This is a genomic window from Mucilaginibacter dorajii, assembly GCF_024808255.1.
Taxonomy (GTDB): Bacteria; Bacteroidota; Bacteroidia; order Sphingobacteriales; family Sphingobacteriaceae; genus Mucilaginibacter; species Mucilaginibacter dorajii.
In genome coordinates, this window is the sequence record NZ_JANTYS010000002.1 from 513,405 (window position 1) to 535,938 (window position 22,534).

General features: G+C 41.9%; 24 protein-coding genes and 1 pseudogene. 10 read left to right on the forward strand and 15 right to left on the reverse strand.

Annotated features, from left to right (window positions below; all coding sequences use genetic code 11):
* Positions 1 to 63: 63 nt before the first annotated feature.
* Positions 64 to 1,194, reverse strand: coding sequence for a TlpA family protein disulfide reductase (locus FHS10_RS04200; RefSeq protein ID WP_259087888.1), 1,131 nt, complete (start codon positions 1,192 to 1,194; stop codon positions 64 to 66).
* A gap of 125 nt (positions 1,195 to 1,319) precedes the next feature.
* Here FHS10_RS04200 and dctA point away from each other — a divergent pair, with 125 nt between their 5' ends.
* Both dctA and sucD read left to right on the forward strand, forming a co-directional pair.
* Positions 1,320 to 2,576 carry a C4-dicarboxylate transporter DctA gene (dctA, locus tag FHS10_RS04205; protein WP_259087890.1) on the forward strand — a complete coding sequence of 419 codons (1,257 nt, stop codon included), beginning with the start codon at positions 1,320 to 1,322 and terminating at the stop codon, positions 2,574 to 2,576.
* Between the two features lie 195 nt (positions 2,577 to 2,771).
* Positions 2,772 to 3,647, forward strand: coding sequence for a succinate--CoA ligase subunit alpha (gene sucD / locus FHS10_RS04210; protein ID WP_259087891.1), 876 nt, complete (start codon positions 2,772 to 2,774; stop codon positions 3,645 to 3,647).
* Between the two features lie 171 nt (positions 3,648 to 3,818).
* Here the strand turns inward: sucD and FHS10_RS04215 are convergent, their stop codons facing one another.
* Entirely contained in the window at positions 3,819 to 3,941 is a 123-nt protein-coding gene (locus FHS10_RS04215) for a hypothetical protein (RefSeq protein ID WP_259087892.1), read from the reverse strand.
* Positions 3,942 to 4,007: 66 nt separating this feature from the next.
* On the opposite strand from FHS10_RS04215, the gene FHS10_RS04220 reads away from it, so the two are divergent.
* Positions 4,008 to 4,163, forward strand: coding sequence for a hypothetical protein (locus tag FHS10_RS04220; RefSeq protein WP_259087893.1), 156 nt, complete (start codon positions 4,008 to 4,010; stop codon positions 4,161 to 4,163).
* A gap of 69 nt (positions 4,164 to 4,232) precedes the next feature.
* Here the strand turns inward: FHS10_RS04220 and FHS10_RS04225 are convergent, their stop codons facing one another.
* From FHS10_RS04225 to FHS10_RS04275, 11 genes and pseudogenes are all read right to left on the reverse strand, one after another.
* On the reverse strand, positions 4,233 to 4,571 hold the full coding sequence (locus tag FHS10_RS04225) for a type II toxin-antitoxin system RelE/ParE family toxin (RefSeq protein WP_259087894.1): 339 nt from the start codon (positions 4,569 to 4,571) through the stop codon (positions 4,233 to 4,235).
* Positions 4,561 to 4,782, reverse strand: a complete 222-nt coding sequence (locus tag FHS10_RS04230; protein WP_259087895.1) for a hypothetical protein — start codon at positions 4,780 to 4,782, stop codon at positions 4,561 to 4,563. The genes FHS10_RS04225 and FHS10_RS04230 overlap by 11 nt, the downstream gene beginning before the upstream one ends.
* Before the next feature lie 36 nt (positions 4,783 to 4,818).
* The gene (locus tag FHS10_RS04235; RefSeq protein ID WP_259087896.1) at positions 4,819 to 5,103 is read right to left on the reverse strand and encodes a cysteine-rich CWC family protein; all 285 of its coding nucleotides are present in this window, start codon (positions 5,101 to 5,103) and stop codon (positions 4,819 to 4,821) included.
* Between the two features lie 163 nt (positions 5,104 to 5,266).
* Positions 5,267 to 7,639, reverse strand: a complete 2,373-nt coding sequence (locus FHS10_RS04240) for a ribonucleoside-diphosphate reductase subunit alpha (protein WP_259087897.1) — start codon at positions 7,637 to 7,639, stop codon at positions 5,267 to 5,269.
* 234 nt (positions 7,640 to 7,873) lie between these two features.
* Entirely contained in the window at positions 7,874 to 8,845 is a 972-nt protein-coding gene (locus tag FHS10_RS04245; RefSeq protein ID WP_259087898.1) for a ribonucleoside-diphosphate reductase small subunit, read from the reverse strand.
* Positions 8,846 to 9,418: 573 nt separating this feature from the next.
* Positions 9,419 to 9,790, reverse strand: a complete 372-nt coding sequence (locus FHS10_RS04250) for a methionine-R-sulfoxide reductase (protein WP_259087899.1) — start codon at positions 9,788 to 9,790, stop codon at positions 9,419 to 9,421.
* 131 nt (positions 9,791 to 9,921) lie between these two features.
* Positions 9,922 to 10,692, reverse strand: a complete 771-nt coding sequence (locus tag FHS10_RS04255; RefSeq protein WP_259087900.1) for a TlpA family protein disulfide reductase — start codon at positions 10,690 to 10,692, stop codon at positions 9,922 to 9,924.
* Positions 10,693 to 10,755: 63 nt separating this feature from the next.
* Positions 10,756 to 12,285, reverse strand: coding sequence for a serine hydrolase domain-containing protein (locus FHS10_RS04260; protein WP_259087901.1), 1,530 nt, complete (start codon positions 12,283 to 12,285; stop codon positions 10,756 to 10,758).
* A 125-nt stretch (positions 12,286 to 12,410) separates the two neighbouring features.
* Positions 12,411 to 12,794, reverse strand: a pseudogene (locus FHS10_RS04265) (PIN domain-containing protein); the annotation flags it as partial.
* A 63-nt stretch (positions 12,795 to 12,857) separates the two neighbouring features.
* The gene (locus tag FHS10_RS04270; protein ID WP_259087903.1) at positions 12,858 to 13,094 is read right to left on the reverse strand and encodes a UPF0175 family protein; all 237 of its coding nucleotides are present in this window, start codon (positions 13,092 to 13,094) and stop codon (positions 12,858 to 12,860) included.
* An 87-nt stretch (positions 13,095 to 13,181) separates the two neighbouring features.
* Positions 13,182 to 14,939: a DUF885 domain-containing protein gene (locus FHS10_RS04275; protein WP_259087904.1), complete on the reverse strand. Its 1,758-nt coding sequence runs from the start codon at positions 14,937 to 14,939 to the stop codon at positions 13,182 to 13,184.
* Between the two features lie 222 nt (positions 14,940 to 15,161).
* On the opposite strand from FHS10_RS04275, the gene FHS10_RS04280 reads away from it, so the two are divergent.
* Positions 15,162 to 15,344, forward strand: a complete 183-nt coding sequence (locus FHS10_RS04280) for a hypothetical protein (RefSeq protein ID WP_259087905.1) — start codon at positions 15,162 to 15,164, stop codon at positions 15,342 to 15,344.
* A gap of 499 nt (positions 15,345 to 15,843) precedes the next feature.
* Here FHS10_RS04280 and FHS10_RS04285 read toward each other — a convergent pair whose 3' ends face one another.
* The gene (locus FHS10_RS04285) at positions 15,844 to 16,638 is read right to left on the reverse strand and encodes a hypothetical protein (protein WP_259087906.1); all 795 of its coding nucleotides are present in this window, start codon (positions 16,636 to 16,638) and stop codon (positions 15,844 to 15,846) included.
* Between the two features lie 583 nt (positions 16,639 to 17,221).
* On the opposite strand from FHS10_RS04285, the gene rpsL reads away from it, so the two are divergent.
* The 6 genes from rpsL (at position 17,222) to FHS10_RS04315 (ending at position 21,561) form a co-directional block, all read left to right on the forward strand.
* A complete protein-coding gene (gene rpsL / locus FHS10_RS04290; protein ID WP_067190071.1) occupies positions 17,222 to 17,644 on the forward strand; it encodes a 30S ribosomal protein S12 in 423 nt (140 codons plus the stop codon).
* A gap of 19 nt (positions 17,645 to 17,663) precedes the next feature.
* Positions 17,664 to 18,131: a 30S ribosomal protein S7 gene (rpsG, locus tag FHS10_RS04295; RefSeq protein WP_147052640.1), complete on the forward strand. Its 468-nt coding sequence runs from the start codon at positions 17,664 to 17,666 to the stop codon at positions 18,129 to 18,131.
* A gap of 145 nt (positions 18,132 to 18,276) precedes the next feature.
* Positions 18,277 to 20,388, forward strand: a complete 2,112-nt coding sequence (gene fusA, locus FHS10_RS04300; RefSeq protein ID WP_259087909.1) for an elongation factor G — start codon at positions 18,277 to 18,279, stop codon at positions 20,386 to 20,388.
* Between the two features lie 173 nt (positions 20,389 to 20,561).
* Positions 20,562 to 20,867, forward strand: a complete 306-nt coding sequence (gene rpsJ, locus FHS10_RS04305; protein ID WP_022830652.1) for a 30S ribosomal protein S10 — start codon at positions 20,562 to 20,564, stop codon at positions 20,865 to 20,867.
* A 170-nt stretch (positions 20,868 to 21,037) separates the two neighbouring features.
* The gene (locus FHS10_RS04310) at positions 21,038 to 21,352 is read left to right on the forward strand and encodes a hypothetical protein (protein ID WP_259087910.1); all 315 of its coding nucleotides are present in this window, start codon (positions 21,038 to 21,040) and stop codon (positions 21,350 to 21,352) included.
* Positions 21,353 to 21,375: 23 nt separating this feature from the next.
* Positions 21,376 to 21,561 carry a hypothetical protein gene (locus FHS10_RS04315; protein WP_259087912.1) on the forward strand — a complete coding sequence of 62 codons (186 nt, stop codon included), beginning with the start codon at positions 21,376 to 21,378 and terminating at the stop codon, positions 21,559 to 21,561.
* Positions 21,562 to 21,757: 196 nt separating this feature from the next.
* Here FHS10_RS04315 and FHS10_RS04320 read toward each other — a convergent pair whose 3' ends face one another.
* Entirely contained in the window at positions 21,758 to 22,123 is a 366-nt protein-coding gene (locus FHS10_RS04320; protein WP_259087913.1) for a glyoxalase superfamily protein, read from the reverse strand.
* Positions 22,124 to 22,534 lie beyond the last annotated feature (411 nt).

The window sequence follows — 22,534 nt, forward strand, 5'->3', positions numbered from 1 at the left end:
TTCAAGTAAGAGCTCTTCCCGGTTTTGGGAAGGGCTTTTTTGTTTGGCGTTAGATGAGCAACATCATAAAGCTTTATTGAGCTTGTCGCTTATCTCATTCTCCAAATCGGCATAAAAGCCTTCATACCACTGTATAACAACACCTTGCTTGTCCAGCAGGTAAAAGTTGGGATAACCGCTCAAATGGTAAATGGCTTCCGTTGTATTTTCTGCCAGGTAGCTCGGATACTTTACCTGATATTTACCGTCGAATTTTGCAATGGCCTGCTGGGTATTGGTACCCTTTTGAAAAATGCTGACAACAGCGAAGTTTCCCCCCGAATACTTTTGATTTAACCGGGCCAGCATTTGCGCGGCGTTAATACAATGCGGGCACCCGAGGGTAGTGAAATTAAGAAGCACCATTTTGCCCTTTAATTTTTCAAGGTCGAAGTTATTCCCAGCGTTATCGTACAGGTTTATTTGTGGGGCCTTAGTACCAACAGGCAAAGGCTTTGGCACAACCCTGCTCACGGGCAATCTGAATTTTGCGGGCACCACAGATTCACTCAAATCCGGAAAATCACCTTCGTCCAATTTATAGTTGCTATAAAAATGTTCCTCATTCCAGCCACCAAGAGCACCATCGTCAAAAAAATCTTTCAATTTCCAGCTGATGGAAAATGGCAGATAATTAGATTTGTCACTAACAACGTAAATAAGCGAATAAACATGTTCATCTTTTTTTGTGGTATCCTCTTGTACAACCACATAATGGTTATAAGCTACCTTATCAATAACAGTATCTTTAAGTGATTTAATTTTGGATGGCGTTTTTAGCCAATTTTTCATCTCCGTAATCCAATAGAGCAAAGAGCGGGTAGCCTGCCCTGTTATGGCATTCTTATCTATTTTATAAGTACTATCGCGCAGGTTTAACCAAATAGATTTATTACCATCATAAGTGTCTATATCACTATCGCGCTTTAAAAGGTAATAACCGCCTGTTTGTTTTTCTGCAGCTACAAATGTCACTTTTGCCTTTATCGTTTCTACATCCGGCACATCGGCAAAACTCATTTTGTCTTTTAAAACTTCGGTATAGCTTACATTGTGCGAGCTATTTACCGCCTTCAAAGTATTTTCGATCACCTGCGCCCGTGTTTTTAACCCGCAGATTATGAATAACACTACCGAAAGTATAAGTTGTTTCATTGGTGATTATTTTTAGGCTCTATTAAATATCTCAAGATCGATAATAGAAGCACAAGCTTCCTTAATTAACTAACTTAACGTATTAAAATTCAAATATTACTTTAAAAGTGTATAATTGTTTAAGTATGAAACGCCTTTTATCAAACCTAAATTTCCAGGTACTTATCGCTATTGCGCTGGGCGTAATCGTTGGCTTATATTTTAAGGGATTTGCTCCAACAGCCGAGGTGATCAGCAAAACTTTTATCAGCCTGATCACAATGCTGATAGCGCCTATCATATTTTTCACCATTGTGCTGGGCATAGCCGGCATGAGCGATATGAAAAAGGTGGGCCGGGTTGGCGGTAAGGCGCTGCTTTACTTTGAAATAGTTACCACTTTCGCGCTTATCATAGGCGTTACGGTAGCCAATATCATAAAGCCGGGTGAGGGCTTTACCGGCCATGCCGCCGCCGATGCCAGCGGTAAATTGGCCACTTACCAAAAAGCCGCCGCCGAAATGCATTGGGGCGACTTTATTACCCATATAGTACCTGCCAACGCGTTTGATGCATTTGCCAAAGGCGATATTTTGCAGGTGTTGTTTTTTGCCGTATTGTTTGGCTTTGGGTTGAGCCGCATGGGCGATACCGGGCAGGTAGTGATCAATTTGTTTGATAAGATCTCGAAGGTGTTTTTTAATATCATGAAAATTGTGATGAAGGTGGCCCCTATTGGTGCTTTTGGCGGTATGGCGTTTACCATCAGCAAATACGGTATTGCTACCCTTAAACCTTTGGCCATGCTCATGGGATCGGTTTATTTAACCATGTTGCTTTTCATATTTGTGGTACTTAATATTATCTGCTACCTGTACAAATTCAGCCTGTGGCAGTATTTAAAGTTTATCCGCCAGGAAATTCTCATTGTGCTGGGTACTTCGTCCTCCGAACCTGCTCTACCGGCCATGATGGAAAAGATGGAAAAATTTGGCTGTTCCAAATCAGTTGTTGGCCTGGTGATCCCTACCGGATACTCTTTTAATTTGGATGGAACTACCATCTACTTATCTATGTCTGTTATATTTTTAGCACAGGTGTTTCATGTTCCTTTATCGTTAGAGCAGCAACTGGTGATTATCGGCATCCTCATGATCACATCCAAAGGCGCTGCGGGTGTAACGGGCAGTGGTTTTATTGTGCTTACCAGCACGCTTACCGCTATCAAGATTATCCCGGTAGAAGGTTTGGCTATTTTGTTTGGAGTGGATAGGTTTATGTCGGAAGCGCGGGCTGTCACCAACGTTATTGGCAACGGGGTAGCTACTATTGTGATTGCGAAGAGTGAGGGGGAATTTGTCGCTCCAGGAGCCCCCCAGCCCCCTGAAGGGGGAGTTCTTTGATTTGCCGTCGAATTCCATAAAAACGGAGCCCTTAATTGGCATAATTGTGTAAAAAGAATGTTATCAATAAATGATTTTATTAAAGTCTCACCCTTTAGGGGGAGATTTAGAGGGGGCTGTGTAAAATTACCTGTTTCAGGGGTTTGACATTCGCGCAAAAACTTTAGCTTTGCCGTACTAAAACGAAAAAAACCAATGAGCGTTCTCGTAAATAAAGATTCAAAAGTTATTGTACAGGGTTTCACCGGCAAAGAAGGTAGCTACCATGCCGAGCAAATGATTGCCTATGGCACTCAGCTTGTTGGTGGCGTTACACCTGGTAAAGGTGGTCAAACACATTTAGATCGTCCGGTGTTTAATACCGTAAAAGACGCGGTTGACCAAACCGGTGCCGATGTATCTATCATTTTTGTACCTCCCGCTTTTGGCGCTGATGCCATTATGGAAGCTGCCGAAGCCGGCATTAAGGTTATTGTTTGTATTACCGAAGGTATCCCTACCAAGGATATGATACAGGTAAAAGAATACTTAACCGATAAGGATGCACGCCTTATTGGCCCTAACTGCCCAGGTATCATTACTGCCGATGAAAGCAAAATTGGCATTATGCCAGGCTTTATCTTCAAAAAAGGTAACGTTGGTGTGGTTTCAAAATCAGGCACCTTAACTTACGAAGCGGTTGACCAGGTTGTTAAAGCCGGGTTAGGTATCACCACCGCAATTGGTATTGGTGGCGACCCTATTATTGGTACCCCGACCAAAGAAGCTGTTGAATTATTGATGAATGACCCAGACACACACGGCATCATCATGATTGGTGAAATTGGTGGTGGCATGGAAGCTGATGCAGCCCGTTGGATCAAAGAATTTGGCACTAAACCAGTAGTAGGCTTCATTGCCGGCCAAACAGCGCCTCCGGGCCGCCGTATGGGCCACGCAGGTGCTATCGTTGGCGGTGCTGACGATACTGCTGCTGCTAAAATGAAAATCATGACCGAGTGCGGCATCCGCGTAGTTGAATCGCCCGCCGAAATTGGCGCTGCCATGGCAGAGGAATTGGCCAAATTATAGCCCCCTAACCCCCTGAAGGGGGAATTCTGGTAAACATATTTAAATCCCGATCAAAAATGATCGGGATTTTTTGTTTGTATTACGATAGCGCTTTACGTTACAACAGAAATCCGTTATCATTCACTTACAACACACAAGGCCCCGGTTTTAAGATCGGGGCCTTGTTTTGTTTTATGGTGCAGCCGGTTTCGGTGGTGCTGGCGGATGTGGCATATTGCGCGGCGGGGCGCAACTTGTGGCTAATGTGGCAACTGTAGCTATCAGCAACAGTACGCTGATGATTCTCTTTTTCATAGTGATGCGTTTTATAATATAATAAAAGCAAACCGAAATTGTTTTAGAGGATTGATTTTCAACAACATGAAGGTTGACGAGGTTTATTCCGTTTTTGGCGCTGGTGTTGGGTTGGGCAAATTACGTGGTGTACCACAGCTTGCGGCCAGCATTGCAACCATCGCTGCAACCAATATTATGCTTGTAAACTTCTTTGTCATGAGCGGGATGTTTACAGCTTAATATAAACGGGCGGGAATTGTTTTGAGAGATTGGTGTTTAGATGGATTTAGAGTGTAAAAATGAACCCTATTACAAGTTCTGGGATTTTATGATCTCCCTAACGTCCTTTTTGTCAATCGATGACTCCTCCGACTTGTCGAAAATAGTTATCAGGTAAATGTTTGTTGATGTTTGGGTTTCTTCAATAACATATGTAATAACCCGAAACCCGCCACTTTTACCTTTACCCTTCGATTCATCTGCAAGTCGTACCTTATAAATATTATCGCCATAACTATCTCCAATCCTTGGATTTACCAAGAGCATACTTTCAAGATGAGGTAAACTATTTTGTAGTGTATGATATTTTTTGAGAAGGCGTTTGGCTTTTTTAAGGAAAAAGCCAGTCAGAACAACTTTATTTCCCATCAAAAAGATCCGACATTGAATAAGGCTTTGATTTTCCTTCGCGTATGGCCTTTACCTCATTCAGTCCTTGCTTTATTTCGTTTAAAACTTTTGTCTTTTTTGAGATAACTTTATCTGATGACATCGAAATAATTTCACCACCAAGTTCTTTTACAAGAGCCGATAGCTTGCCTTTTACATTTTCAGGAACTTGTATGGTTACAGTGGTCATGAATCAAATATAATTATTATCTATTGCTAAACAAAATTATAGAATCCCCATCCCAACCCGATATTCCTGTTGTACAATCAACAGGCAATTGGCACACAGGCATCCTTCATAAAGCTCGCTCACGTATTGCACCTCGTTTAGGGTAAGCTGCACAGTGCTGCACTGGCACTTGGTGAATGAGTTGGCTTTACATTCAAAAGGTGCCTCACAGCGTTCGCAACGGATGATCTCGTGTTTTGGGTGCATGCGTTTTAGTTCATGGCTCATGGTTGATAGTTCATGGCCGTTTGCTGGTACGAAAGTAAGTAATGTTGATATCATTAATAAAATATCAATGTCATTAAAACCTTTCTACCACAATTAAAAAGCCCCATGAAATTAATTCACGGAGCTTACATACTTTTCGACCTTCATCCTATAGTCCCAATGTCCTACAGTCCCTAAGTCCTTTATCTTTTGTCCAAAAATCCTTACTCTAAAAGAATTATGCAGAACAGGTAACGCAACCTTCTTCCATTGAGCAGCTTGGGCCTTCTGGTACGTTGTCAACCATTTGGTCTACATGATCTGGAATAACCGGCTCCATGTTTGATCCGCCCTGGTTTTCAACCGTGAACTTAACAGCTTGCGAAGCAGCTTGTGTACGCAGGTAGTACATACCTGTTTTTAAGCCTTTTTTCCAGGCGTAGAAGTGCATTGAAGTCAGTTTTGAAGCGTTTGGCGCATTGATGAACAGGTTTAATGATTGCGACTGGCAAACATAAGCCCCCCTATCGGCAGCCATGTCAATAATATTACGCATTTTAATTTCCCAAACCGTTTTGTACAGTTCTTTAATATCGGCAGGTATTTCGGCAATATCCTGCACAGATCCGTTTGCAGTGATGATCTTATCTTTCATTGCAGGGGTCCATAAACCAAGGTTAACCAAATCGCGCAGTAAATATTTGTTTACAACAATGAACTCACCGCTTAATACCCTACGGGTGTAAATGTTTGAGGTATATGGCTCAAAGCACTCATTGTTACCCAAAATTTGTGAAGTTGAAGCAGTTGGCATTGGCGCAACTAACAGTGAGTTACGCACACCATGGTTCATTACATCTAAACGCAGGTTTTCCCAATCCCAACGGGTGCTGGCCGGCGATACATTCCACAAATCAAACTGGAACTTACCTTTTGACAGTGGCGAACCTTTAAAGGTTTCGTAAGCACCATCTTTAATAGCCAGGTCTTTTGAGGCTGTCATAGCTGCAAAATAGATGGTTTCAAAGATCTCTTTGTTCAGTTGTTTAGCCTCATCGCTTTCAAACGGCATACGCAGCTGGATAAAAGTATCTGCCAAACCTTGTACACCTAAGCCAATCGGGCGATGACGCAGGTTTGAGTACTCGGCCTCTTTAATTGGGTAGTAATTATGATCGATGATCTTATTAAGGTTTAAAGTAGCCTGGTAAGTAACATCGTATAATTTGTTATGATCAAATGTACCGTTGATAATGTAGCGTGGCAACGCTAATGAAGCCAGGTTACAAACCGCAACTTCGTTGGCATCAGTATACTCCATAATTTCGGTACAAAGGTTTGAGCTTTTTATAGTACCTAAATTTTGCTGGTTTGATTTGCTGTTGGCAGCATCTTTATACAACAGGTATGGTGTACCTGTTTCTACCTGGGCATCTAATACCGCAAACCAAAGTTCCTGTGCTTTAACTACCTTACGGGCACGGCCTTCTTTTTCGTAACGGGTGTACAGTTCAACAAACTCGGCACCAAAGCAATCAGCTAATCCTGGTGCTTCATGCGGGCAAAACAGGCTCCACTCTTCGTTAGCCTCAACGCGTTGCATAAACAAGTCAGATACCCAAAGGGCGTAGAACAAATCGCGGGCACGCATTTCTTCTTTACCGTGGTTTTTACGCAAGTCAAGAAATTCAAAGATATCTGCATGCCAAGGCTCTAAGTATATAGCGAAAGCGCCTTTACGTTTGCCACCGCCCTGATCAACGTAACGGGCGGTATCATTAAACACACGCAGCATTGGGATAATACCGTTGCTGGTACCATTTGTACCGCTGATATATGAACCTGTAGCACGCACATTGTGGATGCTTAGGCCAATACCACCAGCGCTTTGTGAAATTTTGGCGGTTTGCTTTAAAGTATCGTAAATACCATCAATGCTATCATCTTTCATGGTTAATAAAAAGCATGACGACATTTGTGGTTTTGGAGTACCGGCGTTAAATAATGTAGGTGTAGCGTGTGTAAACCAACGCTCGCTCATTAAGTGGTAGGTTTTGATAGCGCTTTCAATATCCTCTTTATGGATACCAACAGATACACGCATAAACAGGTGCTGAGGGCGCTCGGCTATTTTACCATTAACTTTTAACAAATATGATTTTTCAAGTGTTTTAAAACCGAAATAATCAAAACCAAAGTCACGGTCATAAATAATGCTGCTATCTAAAAGTTCGGCATTATTCTGGATCACTTCCCATACATCATCGGCAATAAGAGAGGCATCTTTACCTGTTTTAGGGTCGATATAATCATGCAGTAAACGCATGGTTTCAGAGAACGACTTGATGGTGTTTTTGTGCAGGTTTGATACCGCGATACGCGAAGCCAGCAAAGCATAATCCGGGTGCTTTGTTGTTAACGATGCCGCCGTCTCGGCTGCAAGGTTATCCAGTTCTGACGTCGTCACACCGTCAAACAAACCTTCAATTACTTTTTTTGCCACATCAATTGGGTCAACCAATTGGAATCCATAGCACAGTTTTTCAATACGTGCTGTGATCTTGTCGAATTTTACCGACTCTTTTCTCCCGTCTCTTTTTACTACAAGCATGTTTGTTGGTATTTAGTAGTTAGTGCCGAATAGCAAGCCCCCGAACTAACCCGTGGATATATATATGTTAACTAATTCTTTTTTAGTATCAGGTAGTTAGTATCAAGTATCAAGACTTTTTATGTAGCCACCTGTGTGATATTTTCATTTTGTTTATTGTAGTTAGAATTTAGCGTATTCAATATTCCCGCGTTCTCCGGTCTTGATACTTGATACTAAATACTTACTACTCCTTTAGAAATCCTCGTCCAGTGAGAACGCTTTGCTCTCGGCATTGTTCAATACACCGCTTTTTTGATAATCGCCTACGCGTTTTTCAAAGAAGTTGGTTTTGCCCTGCAGAGAAATCATTTCCATGAAGTCGAACGGATTGCTTGCGCCGTAGTGTTTTTCGTACCCAAGCTCGCCCAACCATCTGTCGGCCACAAACTCAATATACTGCCCCATCATTTTGGCGTTCATGCCAATCAGGTTAACAGGTAAGGCGTCGGTAACAAATTCTTTTTCAATTTCAACGGCGTCGGTAATAATTTTCAATACCGCGTCTGAGCTTAACCTGGTTTTTAACATTTTGTAAAGCAGGCAGGCAAATTCACAATGAGAACCTTCATCACGCGAAATCAGCTCGTTGCTGAACGTTAAGCCCGGCATTAAACCACGCTTTTTAAGCCAGAAAATAGAGCAGAAACTGCCAGAGAAAAAAATACCTTCAACAGCCGCGAAAGCTACCAAACGCTCGGCAAAATTGCCGTTGTTTATCCAGCGCAGCGCCCATTCTGCTTTTTTAGTTACGCAGGGAATAGTGTCAATAGCGTGAAACAGGCGGTCCTTTTCGGCAGGATCTTTAATATAGGTGTCAATTAACAGGGCATAGGTTTCAGAATGGATGTTTTCCATCATGATCTGGAAACCGTAAAAGCAACGGGCTTCTGGTAATTGTACCTCGCTCATGAAATTCACGGCCAGGTTTTCATTTACAATACCATCGCTGGCAGCAAAAAAAGCCAGGATGTGCGAAATGAAGTGCTTCTCGCCCGGGTTAAGGTTTTCCCAATGCTTCATATCGTCCGAAAGATCGATCTCCTCGGCCGTCCAGAAACTGGCTTCAGCCTTTTTATACATTTCCCAAATAGCCGGATACTTAATAGGCAGTATCACAAACCTGTCTTTGTTCTCTTTCAGTAATATTTCGTCTTCCTGTATCATTGGTACCTGTTTTTTTATCCTTACAATTATTACGTAGCGCCATCAGACACCAAAGCCAGCCTTATTTTAAAATAAAGCTTTCAAGTTGCTGTGATTAGCTCGACCAATCACAATTTTTAGTATGTAAATTCCTGACAGCTAAGTGTTTGCGTTGTTGGATGATGAATACATCCGGCTGTCTGTTGAATACCTTTTTATTACCTTGTAGAACAAAGTTAAGGTTTGAGTTGGTATGCTGTTAGTCTTAGTTTTTAACAAACCCCCGAGTTATTAACACTTTGTCACTTTATTTTTACAGATAGATAGAAGATTGAAAATTAATGAACTTGATTACAGCCAATTAAAAATGACCATCAAAATTCATAGCGTAAAAACTTGCCAAAAACAATAATTTAACATTATAAATTACTTGACTTAACACAGACAATTATTGCGAATAGCATAATGCCCTAAGTAAGTGGCAATAAGAATCTCGAAATCAAGGCTAAAAAGTAGTCCACAAAACCCAATGTGGAAAAACAAAATATCCCGGACAATCTTAATCGCCCGGGATATTCCTGTAAGTTTTAAGAATTATTTTACTTCATCTGCCGATACAAATTTCATCGACACAGAATTTACGCAATGACGGGTATTTTTGGGGGTAAGATACTCGCCTTCAAAAACGTGACCCAGGTGGGCACCACAGTTGGCGCATACAATCTCTACCCTCCTGCCATCGGCATCCGGTACCCGTTTTACGGCTCCGGGGATCTCGTCATCAAAACTTGGCCATCCGCAATGCGATTCAAATTTCGATTCGGAAGTGTACAGCGGCGTGTCGCAACGTTTGCACACGTATAAACCTTCGGCATGGTTATTTAATAAAGCACCGGTAAAGGGGCGCTCGGTTCCTTTATGCAGTATAATATACTCCTCTTCGGGCGTTAATTTGTTGTATTCCATTTTTAATTTATGATTTCACTGATTTTTGAGATGATTTCACCGATAAACGGCTCAGTTATCTTATATAAAGATACGACAATTTGAGGGCTTTGATTGTTTTGGGAGGGGATGTTTACATGCTTTTGACAACCTTAGATTTTATGTTCCAGGGCATATTCTATTTCATCAGGGTTATCAACCACGGCTACAATGGTTCCGTTTTTGTTGATGATGAAATGGGTGGGGAACGCGTTAATATGAAGCGTTTTGGTGATGAAGGCGCGTTGCTCGGCTACCACCTGGTAATTAAACTGTTTGCGTTTCAAAAACGCCTGTAGTTTAGGCTGGGTATCGAACGCAAGGCTTACAAACAGAACATCTTTACGGTCTTTATATTTGGCTACAATGGCATTCAGTTCGGGCATTTCTTCCTCGCAGCGCCCGCAGCCTATATACCAGCATTTAAGTACTACGGTTTTGCCTTTGGTGTTGGTATTATCATATTTGTTACCGTTAATATCGGTAAAACTAAACGCCGGGAAAAGCTTGCCTTGCCGGTTGTAATGATCTAAAAAGATGGTGGCAAAGCTTTGTATATAAGTCAATTGTTTTTTTCCTGCCGCGCTGTTTACCTTATATAACTGGTAGTATAATTTACCATCTGCCGAACTGAGCTTAAGCGGCAGGTAATTGCCGGTAGTAAGCTTTTGAAAAAACACCCGCTTGCTTATAGCTTTTTTCGCCGCATCATAAGGCACAATATCCTGCGTAAGCTTAAAAAAATACAGGCCGATATAATTGTAAAAACTGTCGTTGCTTTTCAATATTTCCTCCGGCTTTAATACCGGTACACCGGGCTGGCCAAAGGCCGCAATATTTGTTAGCATTAGTAAAAAGAATGCTATCAATGGAAATTTTTTCATAGATAAATTATCATTGTATGTTTTACATCTTGGCTACAGTTTATCCATTTAGCCGTTGGGAGCCTACGGCATCACATCCAAATGGTACTCCTGCACCAGCGGTGGGTTTTCTGGCGTTAGCGTAAAGCTTACTTTAATATTGGCTTTTTCGCCCTTGATGATAAAATAACCGCGCAGTTGGTTTTCGGGTACCACATCGCCAACGCTCAGGGTTTTGCCGGCTTTGGCAAACGCTTCGGCGGTGGCTGTTTTTAGTTTATCTGGAAAGTAATCCATAAAGAAGTTATCGGCAAAGATGCCGCTTGCTTTGGCGGTGGTCCAGTCGGCAATCACTTTTAGCAGGTCGTTTTTGCGTTGTTCCAGTATCAGCGAGGCTGGCAGCTGGCGGGGTTTAATATTGGTGAGCGCCATAATCGTATCCAGCACCTGGGTGTTGGGGTACCCGGCCCTTGCATAGGTCAGGTTGGCGAATGATACTACGCCGATGCCATAATCGGGCATAATATTCCATTGGCTGCCAAAGCCAGGCAAGCCGCCGGTATGGCCTATATAAACGCGATTATCGCAATCTTTTGCCCAGCGTAACCCGTAAGCATAGGCGCTTACATTGGGGCATGGGCGGCCGGTAGTTGTTTTGGCGTTGGCCGTTAAATAGTTTACATCCCATGGGTACTGCATTTCGCGGATAGAACTCCTCTTAACCGGACCAGTCTCGGCATCGTCGCGCGGTGGCCAGGCATCCAGGTGTAATGACATGTAGATGCTAAAATCCTCAATATTGGTGATGAGCCCGCCCATGGCACCATAAGCGCCATCGTGCAGTAAAGGCTGCTCCACCCATTTATCGTCCAGCCAACGATAGCCCAGCGCCAGTTGCTCTTTGGGTACTTTGGTGTATTCCCAGTAGGTATGCGTCATGCCCAGTGGTTTCAGGATATTATCGGTAATGTAATTTTCATACGTTTTGCCCGATACCTTTTTAATGATGTAACCCAGCGTTGCAAAACCCAGGTTACTGTATTCATAACCCTGCCCGGGGTTATTGGAAAACGACACACCTTTTTTGTATAACGCTACCAATTCATCATCGCTTACGGCCAGTTGCCTGTCGCCCCATGGGTTATCCTCCGGGTAACCGGCGCTGTGGGTAAGCAGGTTGCGTACGGTAACCGGTGTGGCATCTTTGGTTAGATATTTAGTATTCTTCATCTCGGGGATGTACAAATAAGCCGGATCATCCAGCTTAAGTTTACCCTCGTCGCGAAGTTTCAGGATAGCCATAGCCGTAAGGCTTTTGGTCATAGAGGCTATGCGGAAGTCTGACTTTGAAGTGGCGGGGATTTTATTGGGAACATCGGTATAGCCCAATCCTCCGGTATGCACCAGCTTGCCATCCACAATAATTCCGTAGGCTGCGCCTGGCCAGTGATTGTCTTCGGCATATTTTTTATAGATCTGGTCAATAATGGGATAGGTGGCCTCTATCTTTTTCAACCTATCGGGATCAGTGAAAGCAGCAGGCTTATAAGTTTGGGCGATGGCAGTACTGCCGCAGGATAATAAAAGTAACCAAAGCAGATTTTTTTTGATCATGGCGATGTTTGAATGCTGATGTTCCTAAAATAAAGAAAATTGGGGGATTAAACAACGCGCGGTTATTACGTATTGAGTCGCAACCAATATGAGTGCAATGTAATTTCAGGAGGGGACATCCAAGGCTATTCTCCAGCTTGTTCAAGAACGTAACTAATGATCGCTTGAGAGAGGCGAAAATCTGTTTCCTGAATCAGATCAATGTATGGCTTTACCAATGGGATAACATTTTGTTGTTTTGCTTTAAGCAACATCCCTAACGTCCCCATAATGGATAACGACATCCTTTTTGCCAATTTACGACCTTTAAGGTCATCAACAATTACCAATGAATTGGGAGTTTCTATAGCGAGTGCAATGGCGCTTGCTTCACCAGGGTCAATGCTTTCCTTTAAAACCTCCATCAGAGCAATATCTTTAACCGCTCTGATCGTTATCCATACGGGCAAATTCGCGCCAAATTCTCTTTTGATTTCAGGGGTAGTGGTTATACTTGTGAATAAACGCCTTAATACACCAAAACCATTTTTTTTTCAAGCAAAATAAGGCAACTGGTATCTGTGATGATAATGTTATACTCCGGCAAGGCCATCAAGCTCCTCTTTCAAATCGTCAACCGAATAATTGATGTAAGAAACGCCATAATCATTAAGCAGTTCAGCAAAAGTGCGTTTGGTAAGGCCCGACATAACAGCGGCCTGCCCAAGAGATAGCTTGCCGGATTCATAAAGCTTGGCAGCAATAAAGCGAATAGTATCTTTCTGATACTCGCCAAGGCTATCCGGAACTTCTAAAGTGATCGTTGTCATAACGTAAATATACAAATAGTTAAAAACTACAGGAAAAGCAAGGGCAATAAAAACCAAATCAACTTAATCCAACCCAATCTAACTCACTTACAACACATCCCCCCAGGTACTTTTATCTTTCAGCATAATTTCGCGCAGCATACCAATCTGGGGCATGCCGTGGTCAAGTACTTCGTCGTTAAATTTCTTGAGCGAGTAGTTGGCACCTTCCTGTTTCTTGTAGTCTTCACGTAGTTTCAGGATTTCCAGTTTACCGATGGTATAAAACAGGTACCCCGGATCAAAAGTACCACGCAGCGCTTCCTGGCGCGATGGTTTATCGCCCTGGTGCCAGTTGTTCATGAAAAATTTGGTGGCATCATCTACATTCATCCCCTGTGTATGAGTTTTGATAGATACACACAGGCGGCAAAGCCTCAACAAAGCATCGCCCGATTGAGCCAAACGGTATTTGGCAGCCTTTACACTGTCGCCGGTGTTTCCGTAGCCGGCATCAGTCATCATTTTTTCGCAATAATGTGCCCAGCCCTCTACGTAGGCATAGCTGCCAAAGATCTTTTCAAGCCGCGTTGCCGATGACGCGTTTAAATGCAAAAACTGGGTGTAATGGCCTGGATAGGCTTCGTGGATGGTTACATTATCAGTTGTGTAAAAATCAAATTGTTTTAACCAGTCCTCTTTTTGCTGGGCTGTCCATTTTGAGTCGACGGGTGTAATATAATAATAAGCCTCCGTCGCTTTAGTCTCGAACGGACCGGGCGTATCCATCGACGCGGTACCTGTAGCACGGGCATACTGCGGAGTTTCTTCTACCTTAACCCGCACTTCGGATGGCATGGTTACAATGTTCTTGTCGATCAAAAACTGACGAATTTGCTCCAGTGTTTTCTTAGCGTCGGGGATCAGCGTTTCGGCCGTCGGGTGGTCCTTCTGCAAATCGTGGTAAACATCGACAGGTTTTTTATTGGGGTTGATGATATGCGCGGCAGCATTAAAGGAGGATTGCTCCTTTGTCAATTCGGTTAAACCAATCTGTAAGATTTTGTCGGGCGATAGTCTGATGCCCTCGTTATACAGCAGCATTTTTTGATAGCTGGCCGTGCCAATGGCATATTTGTTATTGGCTTTGGGCAACTTCTCTTTTTGCAGGTACACGGCAAAATCCTTAACGGCTGCTATAGCGGCATCATTTACGGTATTGAACGATTTCATTAGGGTATCGTTCTTTACATCTTTCAGCGCCACCTTCAGATCGCCACCTAAAAAATCAGCCGAGCCCTGCGCTATCTGGATAGCGGTTTCTACATACGGCTTGGCCAGGGTATCATTCAGGTTCTTTTTGGCATCGGCTATCAGTTTGGGGGCCAGTTTTTCTATGGCGATGATGGATTTCAGCCTATCCTCCAACGGTGCAAAGTTTCGTTTAACGTAAATGCTCACATCAACCGCACCGGCGTAGGTCATGGGATTTTTAGTGTAGGTGCCCAAATCGTCGAATGTCCAGATCTCCTGTTTAACGGCCGAGCGCAGGATGCGAAAATCATAAAATGTCTTCGGACTAAATGATGCAGTATCCGCGGCGCTTAGTTTGGCATCGTAATCCTTTAAACGGGCAAGTTCTTTATCCAATGAGGCCTTGCTGATATCGGTAACCTTACCATCGTACTGGTGGTAACCAAGAGCTACCCCATTAGCCGGTCGCCAGGCCAGGTAGCCATCCAGGTATTCGTCGGCCAGTTTTTGAAAAGCGGCGTCACCGGATAATACGCCCGTATCGGCGGCAGGTTTGGGCTTACAGCTAACCAGGATGCAAAGAGGGATAAACAACAAGGAGATCTTTTTCATTTGATTGGGATTGGAGAACCTAAGTTAAGTGTTTGCGACGGGGAATCAAAAAGTTAAGGGATTGTAATGATAGTGCGGCAATACGTTGTAGAGAACTCATTCCAACACAATCAACCTAATCCAACACAATCAACTTAATTAACCTACCAATTAATCCTTTTCAATAAATGTTAGTCCTATAGGTGTATTTTGTTTAAAAGCAAGCACATTAAAATTATCACCATGAAAAAGAGATTTGTTGCATTTGCACTATTAATATCTACAGTAGTATTATCAGTAACCTCGGGTTGCGTAGTACGTGACGGATATGGACGTGGTCGCCATCATGACAGGGGCCACAACGGATATAACAATGGTTATCATGACGACCGTGGACATGACCATGATGGCTATAACCATTATTAATATTTAATATAAAGATTGTTGTTGAGTGATTGTTAGCAGGGCGGTGATTTTATCATCGCTCTGTTTTGTTATATAAGTGACCACAAACTAAGCCTTTTGGGGATTTGGAATTATCGATGTCTATCGAATATAAAACAGGCCTGTTCATTTTAGCTTTACCCCTACCTACGCCTATGCCCACAACAAACTGCCGGCTCAAATCACATCAACAATGGTCAATACCAATAAAGGTATATTTTATTTTCAGCTTGGGGTGGTGGTGAAGGTATAGGGACATGGTATCTTTTGTTGCCCGCATATGTTTTGCACCTACGGAGCAAAAAAAACTTACTGTATTGATTTGCTACAAAGCTTTAACCCCGCTGGGGTTGTTTACCACAAGGCAATAAACCTATATATTCCATGCCCCATCGGGGCAAAAGCTTTGTAGCTCCAAACCACAACAAAATTTTGCGCCGTAGGTGCAAAACTAAATCGGTAGGCGCAACAATATTCGTGTTCAATCGGCCGTAGAATACCCACCGACTTCAACCAGTAATCTTTTAGGCCCGGCCATTTTTGACAAATAAAGTGTTGGCACCCCGCCAATGCCATAGCTGGAGGTATTAATTATAAAATCGGGAATTTGGTCGCCATCAATATCCCCTGCAAATTCAATTCTGGTGCAAAAACCACTTTCAAAAGAATTGATGTGAACCAAAAGCTGATCGAAGTAATGTTCCTTTGCATTACCTTTTATAAACAGGTTGTAATTTTTAATATCATAAATATTTTGCAGGTCAATGCCTTTTGTTGAATCTGTGGGTATTACTTTTCCGGTAGCATAAAGAATAAATTGCTTCCCGTTATAATTCAGTTTAAGCTGCTCGCCAGGCAATAGCTGGTCTTTTTTGAGGTCGAGGTACTTTACCGCACCATTCACCAGCCCAAGGTTACCAGAAATGAGCAAAACATTTTGATCATGAATATCGGTTTTAATAAACGAAGCGGTGGCTTGTGTACTATCCTCGCCTGCCATGGTGTCGCGTACAGCGGCAACCGAAACTTTGGTATCGGCAAGGTAATACCCTTTCTTGTTGTAAAAAATACCCTTCCATTTATGTTTGAACTGCGCGCTATCTATCTGCTCATGAAAAATGCCTGTGGCCAAAAAATCAACATGCTTTGAGGTATCGGCCATTGCCTCTTTTATTATTTTGATGGTATCTACGTGTGCTTTACCAGGCACATGGTTATCGCGATGCTTACAGGCAAACAATAATAAAACAATAAATACCGGGAGCATTTTTCGCATAGTACCTGCATTGAGATTCAACTCCCTAAGGTAGTTGTAATTTACATGTAGTTGCTATGGAACGTATAACGTAAGTTGCCCATCATTAATTTATATACCATCAATTGATTAACTATTCTGTTTCCGTATATTTGTAACTGTAAACATAGGCCGGCCATTTGCAAAAGATGGCTGGCCTATTTGGCTAAAAAGAGGGCTACAATTTGTTTGATATCTGCTTATTTACATAACAATTTGATATACAAACGTCTGAAACTTATTAAAAGGTGGTGACGAGGATAAGTTTGGTAATAGTTTAGATAGGAGAAAGTATCCCGCAGGGAGTTGGGAAGGATGAGTTTGGATGTGATAAGGTTATAGTAAGGTATCCGCAAGTGCTTTAAAAAGTAACCCCATCAAAACGGAAATCCAATACCTTTAAAAATCTCCAAAAACCCCTGTTTTACGGGTCATTTTTAGGCTATTGTCATGATATCAGCCTATTACAAAAACTTTTTTACGCAAGCCCTTGAAAATCAAAAAATAGTCCCTACCTTTGCAGTCCTTAAAATAAGGATAAAACTGTAAATACAAAAAAGGAAAAATGCCTACTATTCAGCAATTAGTTAGAAAAGGTAGAGTAGCTCTGGTTGACAAGAGTAAGTCACCAGCGTTGGACAGCTGTCCACAGCGAAGAGGCGTATGCACACGCGTGTATACCACTACCCCTAAAAAACCAAACTCAGCAATGCGTAAAGTTGCCCGTGTGCGCTTAACCAACGGAAAAGAAGTAAACGCTTACATCCCAGGTGAAGGTCACAACTTACAGGAGCACTCTATCGTTTTGATCCGCGGTGGTCGTGTGAAGGATTTACCAGGTGTACGTTACCACATCATCCGTGGTGCATTAGATACATCAGGTGTTGCCGGTCGTAACCAACGTCGTAGTAAATACGGAACAAAACGCCCTAAACCAGGTCAGGCAGCTGCACCTACCAAAGGCGCACCAGCTAAGAAGAAAAAATAATTAAGGAGGATAGAAAGCAATGAGAAAGTCAAAACCAAAAAAGAGAATTATCCTTCCTGATCCAAGGTTCAATGATACCATGGTTACAAGGTTTGTAAATAACATGATGTATGATGGTAAAAAATCTACCGCGTACTCTATATTTTATAACGCAGTTGATATTGTTGAAAAGAAAACCAGCGAAAGCGGTTTAGAAACCTGGAAAAAGGCTTTAAACAATGTTATGCCTGCAGTTGAAGTTAAAAGCCGTCGTGTAGGTGGTGCTAACTTCCAGGTACCAACCGAAGTTCGTCCTGAGCGTAAAATCGCTTTAGGTATGAAATGGTTAATCAGTTATGCCCGTCGTCGTGGTGAAAAAACCATGATGGAGAAATTAGCCGGCGAAATCATTTCAGCAGCTAAAGGTGAAGGTGCAGCAGTGAAAAAGAAAGAAGATACGCATAAAATGGCTGAAGCCAATAAAGCGTTCTCTCACTTTAGATTCTAATTACAAGGATTACACCGATATAGAAAGGATTACACCGATTATATATTAAGGTTACACTGATTTATTATGATTGCGCCCTAAACGGCAAAATCAATAAATCAGTGTAATCATTTTAAACAGTCAGTGAAGTCATAAAACAAAAAACATGTCAAGAGATCTTAGATTTACAAGAAATATAGGTATTGCCGCCCACATTGATGCCGGTAAAACTACTACTACCGAGCGTATCCTTTATTACTCGGGCGTAAGCCACAAAATTGGTGAAGTACACGAAGGTGCTGCAACAATGGATTGGATGGCGCAAGAGCAGGAACGTGGTATTACCATTACATCTGCCGCAACTACTGTAGATTGGAATTACAGGGGCCAAAAATATCATATCAACATTATTGACACACCAGGTCACGTGGATTTTACTGTAGAAGTAAACCGCTCACTGCGTGTATTAGATGGTTTGGTATTCCTTTTTAGTGCTGTTGATGGTGTTGAACCTCAATCAGAAACCAACTGGAGACTTGCAAACAATTATAACGTTGCCCGTATAGGTTTCGTTAATAAAATGGACCGTTCTGGTGCCGACTTTTTAAATGTTGTAAAACAGGTAAAAAGCATGTTAGGCAGCAACGCTGTACCTCTTCAATTGCCAATTGGTGCCGAAGAGAAATTTACAGGTGTTGTTGACTTAATTAACTGGAGAGGTATTGTTTGGAATGAGCATGATAAAGGTATGACCTTTACCGAAGTGCCTATCCCAGAGGATATGATTGAAGAAGCTACTGAGTGGAGAGAGAAATTATTGGAGTCAGTTGCCGACTATGATGAAAGCCTGATGGAGAAATTCTTCGAAGCGCCAGAGTCAATCACCGAGCGTGAAATTTTAGATGCATTGCGTAAAGCAGTGTTAGATGCTAAAATTGTACCTATGGTTTGCGGTTCATCTTTCAAAAACAAAGGTGTACAAACCATGCTTGATTACGTGATGGAATTACTTCCTTCACCTATGGATGTTGAAGGTATCATTGGTACCAATCCAGACACCGGCGAAGAAATTTTACGCAGACCATCTGAAAAAGAGCCATTTGCAGCATTAGCGTTTAAAATTGCGACGGATCCTTTCGTAGGTCGTTTGTGCTTTATCCGCGTATACTCAGGTAACCTTGAGGCTGGTTCATATGTACACAACATGCGTTCAGATAACAAAGAGCGTATCTCTCGTATCTTCCAGATGCATGCTAACAAGCAAAACCCTATCCCTAACGTGGGTGCAGGTGATATTGCTGCGGTAGTAGGCTTTAAAGATATCAAAACCGGTGATACCCTTTGCGACGAGAAACACCCGATCATCCTGGAGTCAATGAACTTTCCTGACCCCGTTATCGGTTTAGCTATTGAGCCTAAAACTCAGGCTGATGTTGATAAATTAGGTATTGCTTTAGGTAAATTATCTGAAGAGGATCCTACCTTCCACGTAAAATCTGACGAAGAAACCGGTCAAACCGTAATTAGCGGCATGGGCGAGCTTCATTTAGATATCATCATGGACCGCTTAAAACGTGAGTTTAAAGTAGAGGTTAACCAGGGTGCGCCACAAGTTGCTTACAAAGAGTCTATCACCGGTACTATTCAGCACCGTGAAACTTATAAGAAACAAACCGGTGGTCGTGGTAAATTTGCCGATATCCAGGTTATACTTTCACCAAATGATGAAGGCCAGGAAGGCTTACAGTTTGTGAATGAAATCAGCGGTGGTTCAATCCCTCGTGAGTTTATTCCATCTGTTGAAAAAGGCTTCAAGGCATCAATGGATAATGGTGTATTGGCAGGCTATCCTTTAACCAGCTTAAAAGTTAGGTTAATTGACGGTTCATTCCATGCGGTCGATTCAGACGCGCTATCTTTCGAATTAGCTGCTAAGATGGCTTACCGTGAGGCATTGCCAAAATGTAAACCAGTATTGCTTGAGCCGATCATGAAAATCGAGATCCTTACCCCAGAAGAAAACATGGGTGATGTAATCGGTGACATGAACCGTCGTCGTGGCCAGCTGTTAGGTATGGATTCACGTGCGGGTGCACAGGTTATTAAAGCAACTGTACCACTTTCAGAAATGTTTGGTTATGTAACCCAGTTACGTACCATCACTTCAGGTCGTGCTACTTCAACCATGGAATTTGATCACTATGCTGAAGCACCACGTAACGTACAGGAAGAAGTAGTAGCCAAAGCAAGAGGCAAAAGAGCTGCTGCAAACGCATAATTAAGGATTACACTGATTAGGGAATGATTACACCGATTAATGGATGTAATCATTCTCAAGATCAGTAAAATCATCATAATAAATCGGTTCATCCTAATAAATAGCTCTTAGGATGGCTAAAATCAAATCAGTGAAATCATCATAAATCGGTGAAATCACAAAAATTAAACAACATGAGCCAAAGAATCAGGATCAAATTAAAATCTTACGATTACAACCTGGTAGATAAATCTGCCGAGAAAATCGTAAAAACAGTAAAGCCAACAGGCGCTGTAGTTAGCGGACCACTTCCGTTACCAACCGAAAAGAAAATTTTCACCGTTTTACGTTCACCACACGTAAACAAAAAGGCACGTGAGCAATTTCAACTTTGCTCATACAAGCGTTTATTAGACATTTACAGCTCGAACTCAAAAACTGTAGACGCACTAATGAAGCTTGAATTGCCAAGCGGCGTTGAGGTTGAAATCAAAGTTTGATAGATGCCCGGTCCACTGAAAGGTGTGGAACAACATAAAAAAACACCATCCGGTTTCGGGTGGTGTTTTTTTGTTTTATAAGCTTATATTTAGCTATGCAGAAAAGGCTTTTGATAGTAATATTTGTTTTATTAAGTTTTAGCTGTTCGGAACGACATAGAATTAGAAAAATGGCATACGCACTTGGTAAATGTGAAAGTGTGTGGGAGTACTTTAATTTAACCAAACCCATTAAGGGCGTAGTTTTATTGCAAACAAAATTTAATTGTGGATATGCCAATATACATGCTAACACCATAATAATTGTAAATAGCATGGACACGATTCGCGTAAATGGCCCTTGCTACACCGAAAGTGCGCAAGTTTCCGATTCCGTAATAGTGAGTCATTATGAGAACGATAACAGCGCAGGTGCCTTAGGGGATGGAAAATATGATTGTTCCATCAGGAAAACTTGTTACGGATTAATTAAAAAAATAAGATAACGACCAACTCACTTGCGTAACTAATGAAAGAAAATAATAACCCCGGGATTGTGTTTCCTGCCGCACCCGAAGCATCTTATGTGCAAATAGACGAACAAGCTTTGCCACTGCATGTTTTGGATGGTATCACCAAGGGGCAAGCCGATATCAAAGCCGGGCGTATAATAAGTTTAGAAGAATTTAAAAAGCGGTTAAGTTCTGCTAAGTAATACAATAGTCTTCTCCTTCATCTGTCAATCCTTATCCCACTTATGCCGTTACCTGCGGCCCGGGCTGTACGTTCATACTGCACCGGCCTTAAGCTTTTGGCCGGTATCCACTTCCATCCCTAACGGTTTGTCTGAACCTTGATTTTTAAGATTAACAGATTGCCGTGACATCAAAGGGTATTTATTGTTATCGTAATCATCCAATCTCTTCCACAAAAGTAAGCCTGTTTCCAAAAGGATCATGTACCGTAACAGTTATCGCATTGGGGTTCCAATCGGGTATTTCCAAACCAGGCCGGTTGTATTTATACTCCTGATCCACCAGGTTCTTTTGGTACGCCCGCAAGCCTGCAAAATCTTCAATAAAAATGTGCGCACCCGGACTTGAGTCACCATGATGTTCCGACAGGTAAAGCATCACATCCCGTAAAGATACCTGCATATACAATGGGCTACCATCGGGCTGATGTTTCCAGTCAATTTGAAAGCCAAGCCAATTCACATAAAACTCAACAGCTTTATCATAATCAAAAATGCGAAGAATGGGTTTTACTACTGCCATAGTATGCTGCTATAAATTTGTGATTATTAAAATTAACTTAACAATTGCCATCCAGGTTAAAACTAAAAAAACAAAGCTAACAGTTGTGCTTTTCTGGTGAGTTACAAAGTTTCTGTTAAATTAACAACAGATAAGACAAACAGTTCGACTTATCCGCATTTTGAAAGCCTGGTTCCCAACAAAAATAAAGGATTCTCACCGCCTTGTTTTTTGTAAGTTTTTCTGCAATCACCCCCATTTCAGGAAGAAAATTGGCAACTTACTATGCATGCATAAAATACGTACCGAATACCGTTTTGAACTTTGGTCTATTTTATGAAAGTTTATATGTTGTTTATTACATTATTTACGTAATTTTATATTGAATGCGTATCATATATCAATATAAAATACTTTTTTAAAAAATAAAAC

Excerpts from the sequence above, each read along its gene's own strand:
- FHS10_RS04280 (WP_259087905.1), top strand. The coding sequence starts at position 15,162 with ATGAAAAAGAGATTTGTTGCATTTGCACTATTAATATCTACAGTAGTA.
- FHS10_RS04235 (WP_259087896.1), bottom strand. The coding sequence starts at position 5,103 with ATGATATCAACATTACTTACTTTCGTACCAGCAAACGGCCATGAACTA.
- FHS10_RS04215 (WP_259087892.1), bottom strand. The coding sequence starts at position 3,941 with ATGAAAAAGAGAATCATCAGCGTACTGTTGCTGATAGCTACAGTTGCC.
- sucD (WP_259087891.1), top strand. The coding sequence starts at position 2,772 with ATGAGCGTTCTCGTAAATAAAGATTCAAAAGTTATTGTACAGGGTTTC.
- rpsJ (WP_022830652.1), top strand. The coding sequence starts at position 20,562 with ATGAGCCAAAGAATCAGGATCAAATTAAAATCTTACGATTACAACCTG.
- FHS10_RS04315 (WP_259087912.1), top strand. The coding sequence starts at position 21,376 with ATGAAAGAAAATAATAACCCCGGGATTGTGTTTCCTGCCGCACCCGAA.
- FHS10_RS04200 (WP_259087888.1), bottom strand. The coding sequence starts at position 1,194 with ATGAAACAACTTATACTTTCGGTAGTGTTATTCATAATCTGCGGGTTA.
- FHS10_RS04260 (WP_259087901.1), bottom strand. The coding sequence starts at position 12,285 with ATGATCAAAAAAAATCTGCTTTGGTTACTTTTATTATCCTGCGGCAGT.
- FHS10_RS04285 (WP_259087906.1), bottom strand. The coding sequence starts at position 16,638 with ATGCGAAAAATGCTCCCGGTATTTATTGTTTTATTATTGTTTGCCTGT.
- FHS10_RS04275 (WP_259087904.1), bottom strand. The coding sequence starts at position 14,939 with ATGAAAAAGATCTCCTTGTTGTTTATCCCTCTTTGCATCCTGGTTAGC.
- dctA (WP_259087890.1), top strand. The coding sequence starts at position 1,320 with ATGAAACGCCTTTTATCAAACCTAAATTTCCAGGTACTTATCGCTATT.
- FHS10_RS04225 (WP_259087894.1), bottom strand. The coding sequence starts at position 4,571 with ATGGGAAATAAAGTTGTTCTGACTGGCTTTTTCCTTAAAAAAGCCAAA.
- FHS10_RS04270 (WP_259087903.1), bottom strand. The coding sequence starts at position 13,094 with ATGACAACGATCACTTTAGAAGTTCCGGATAGCCTTGGCGAGTATCAG.
- fusA (WP_259087909.1), top strand. The coding sequence starts at position 18,277 with ATGTCAAGAGATCTTAGATTTACAAGAAATATAGGTATTGCCGCCCAC.
- rpsG (WP_147052640.1), top strand. The coding sequence starts at position 17,664 with ATGAGAAAGTCAAAACCAAAAAAGAGAATTATCCTTCCTGATCCAAGG.
- FHS10_RS04240 (WP_259087897.1), bottom strand. The coding sequence starts at position 7,639 with ATGCTTGTAGTAAAAAGAGACGGGAGAAAAGAGTCGGTAAAATTCGAC.
- FHS10_RS04245 (WP_259087898.1), bottom strand. The coding sequence starts at position 8,845 with ATGATACAGGAAGACGAAATATTACTGAAAGAGAACAAAGACAGGTTT.
- FHS10_RS04220 (WP_259087893.1), top strand. The coding sequence starts at position 4,008 with ATGAAGGTTGACGAGGTTTATTCCGTTTTTGGCGCTGGTGTTGGGTTG.
- rpsL (WP_067190071.1), top strand. The coding sequence starts at position 17,222 with ATGCCTACTATTCAGCAATTAGTTAGAAAAGGTAGAGTAGCTCTGGTT.
- FHS10_RS04255 (WP_259087900.1), bottom strand. The coding sequence starts at position 10,692 with ATGAAAAAATTTCCATTGATAGCATTCTTTTTACTAATGCTAACAAAT.
- FHS10_RS04310 (WP_259087910.1), top strand. The coding sequence starts at position 21,038 with ATGGCATACGCACTTGGTAAATGTGAAAGTGTGTGGGAGTACTTTAAT.
- FHS10_RS04250 (WP_259087899.1), bottom strand. The coding sequence starts at position 9,790 with ATGGAATACAACAAATTAACGCCCGAAGAGGAGTATATTATACTGCAT.
- FHS10_RS04320 (WP_259087913.1), bottom strand. The coding sequence starts at position 22,123 with ATGGCAGTAGTAAAACCCATTCTTCGCATTTTTGATTATGATAAAGCT.
- FHS10_RS04230 (WP_259087895.1), bottom strand. The coding sequence starts at position 4,782 with ATGACCACTGTAACCATACAAGTTCCTGAAAATGTAAAAGGCAAGCTA.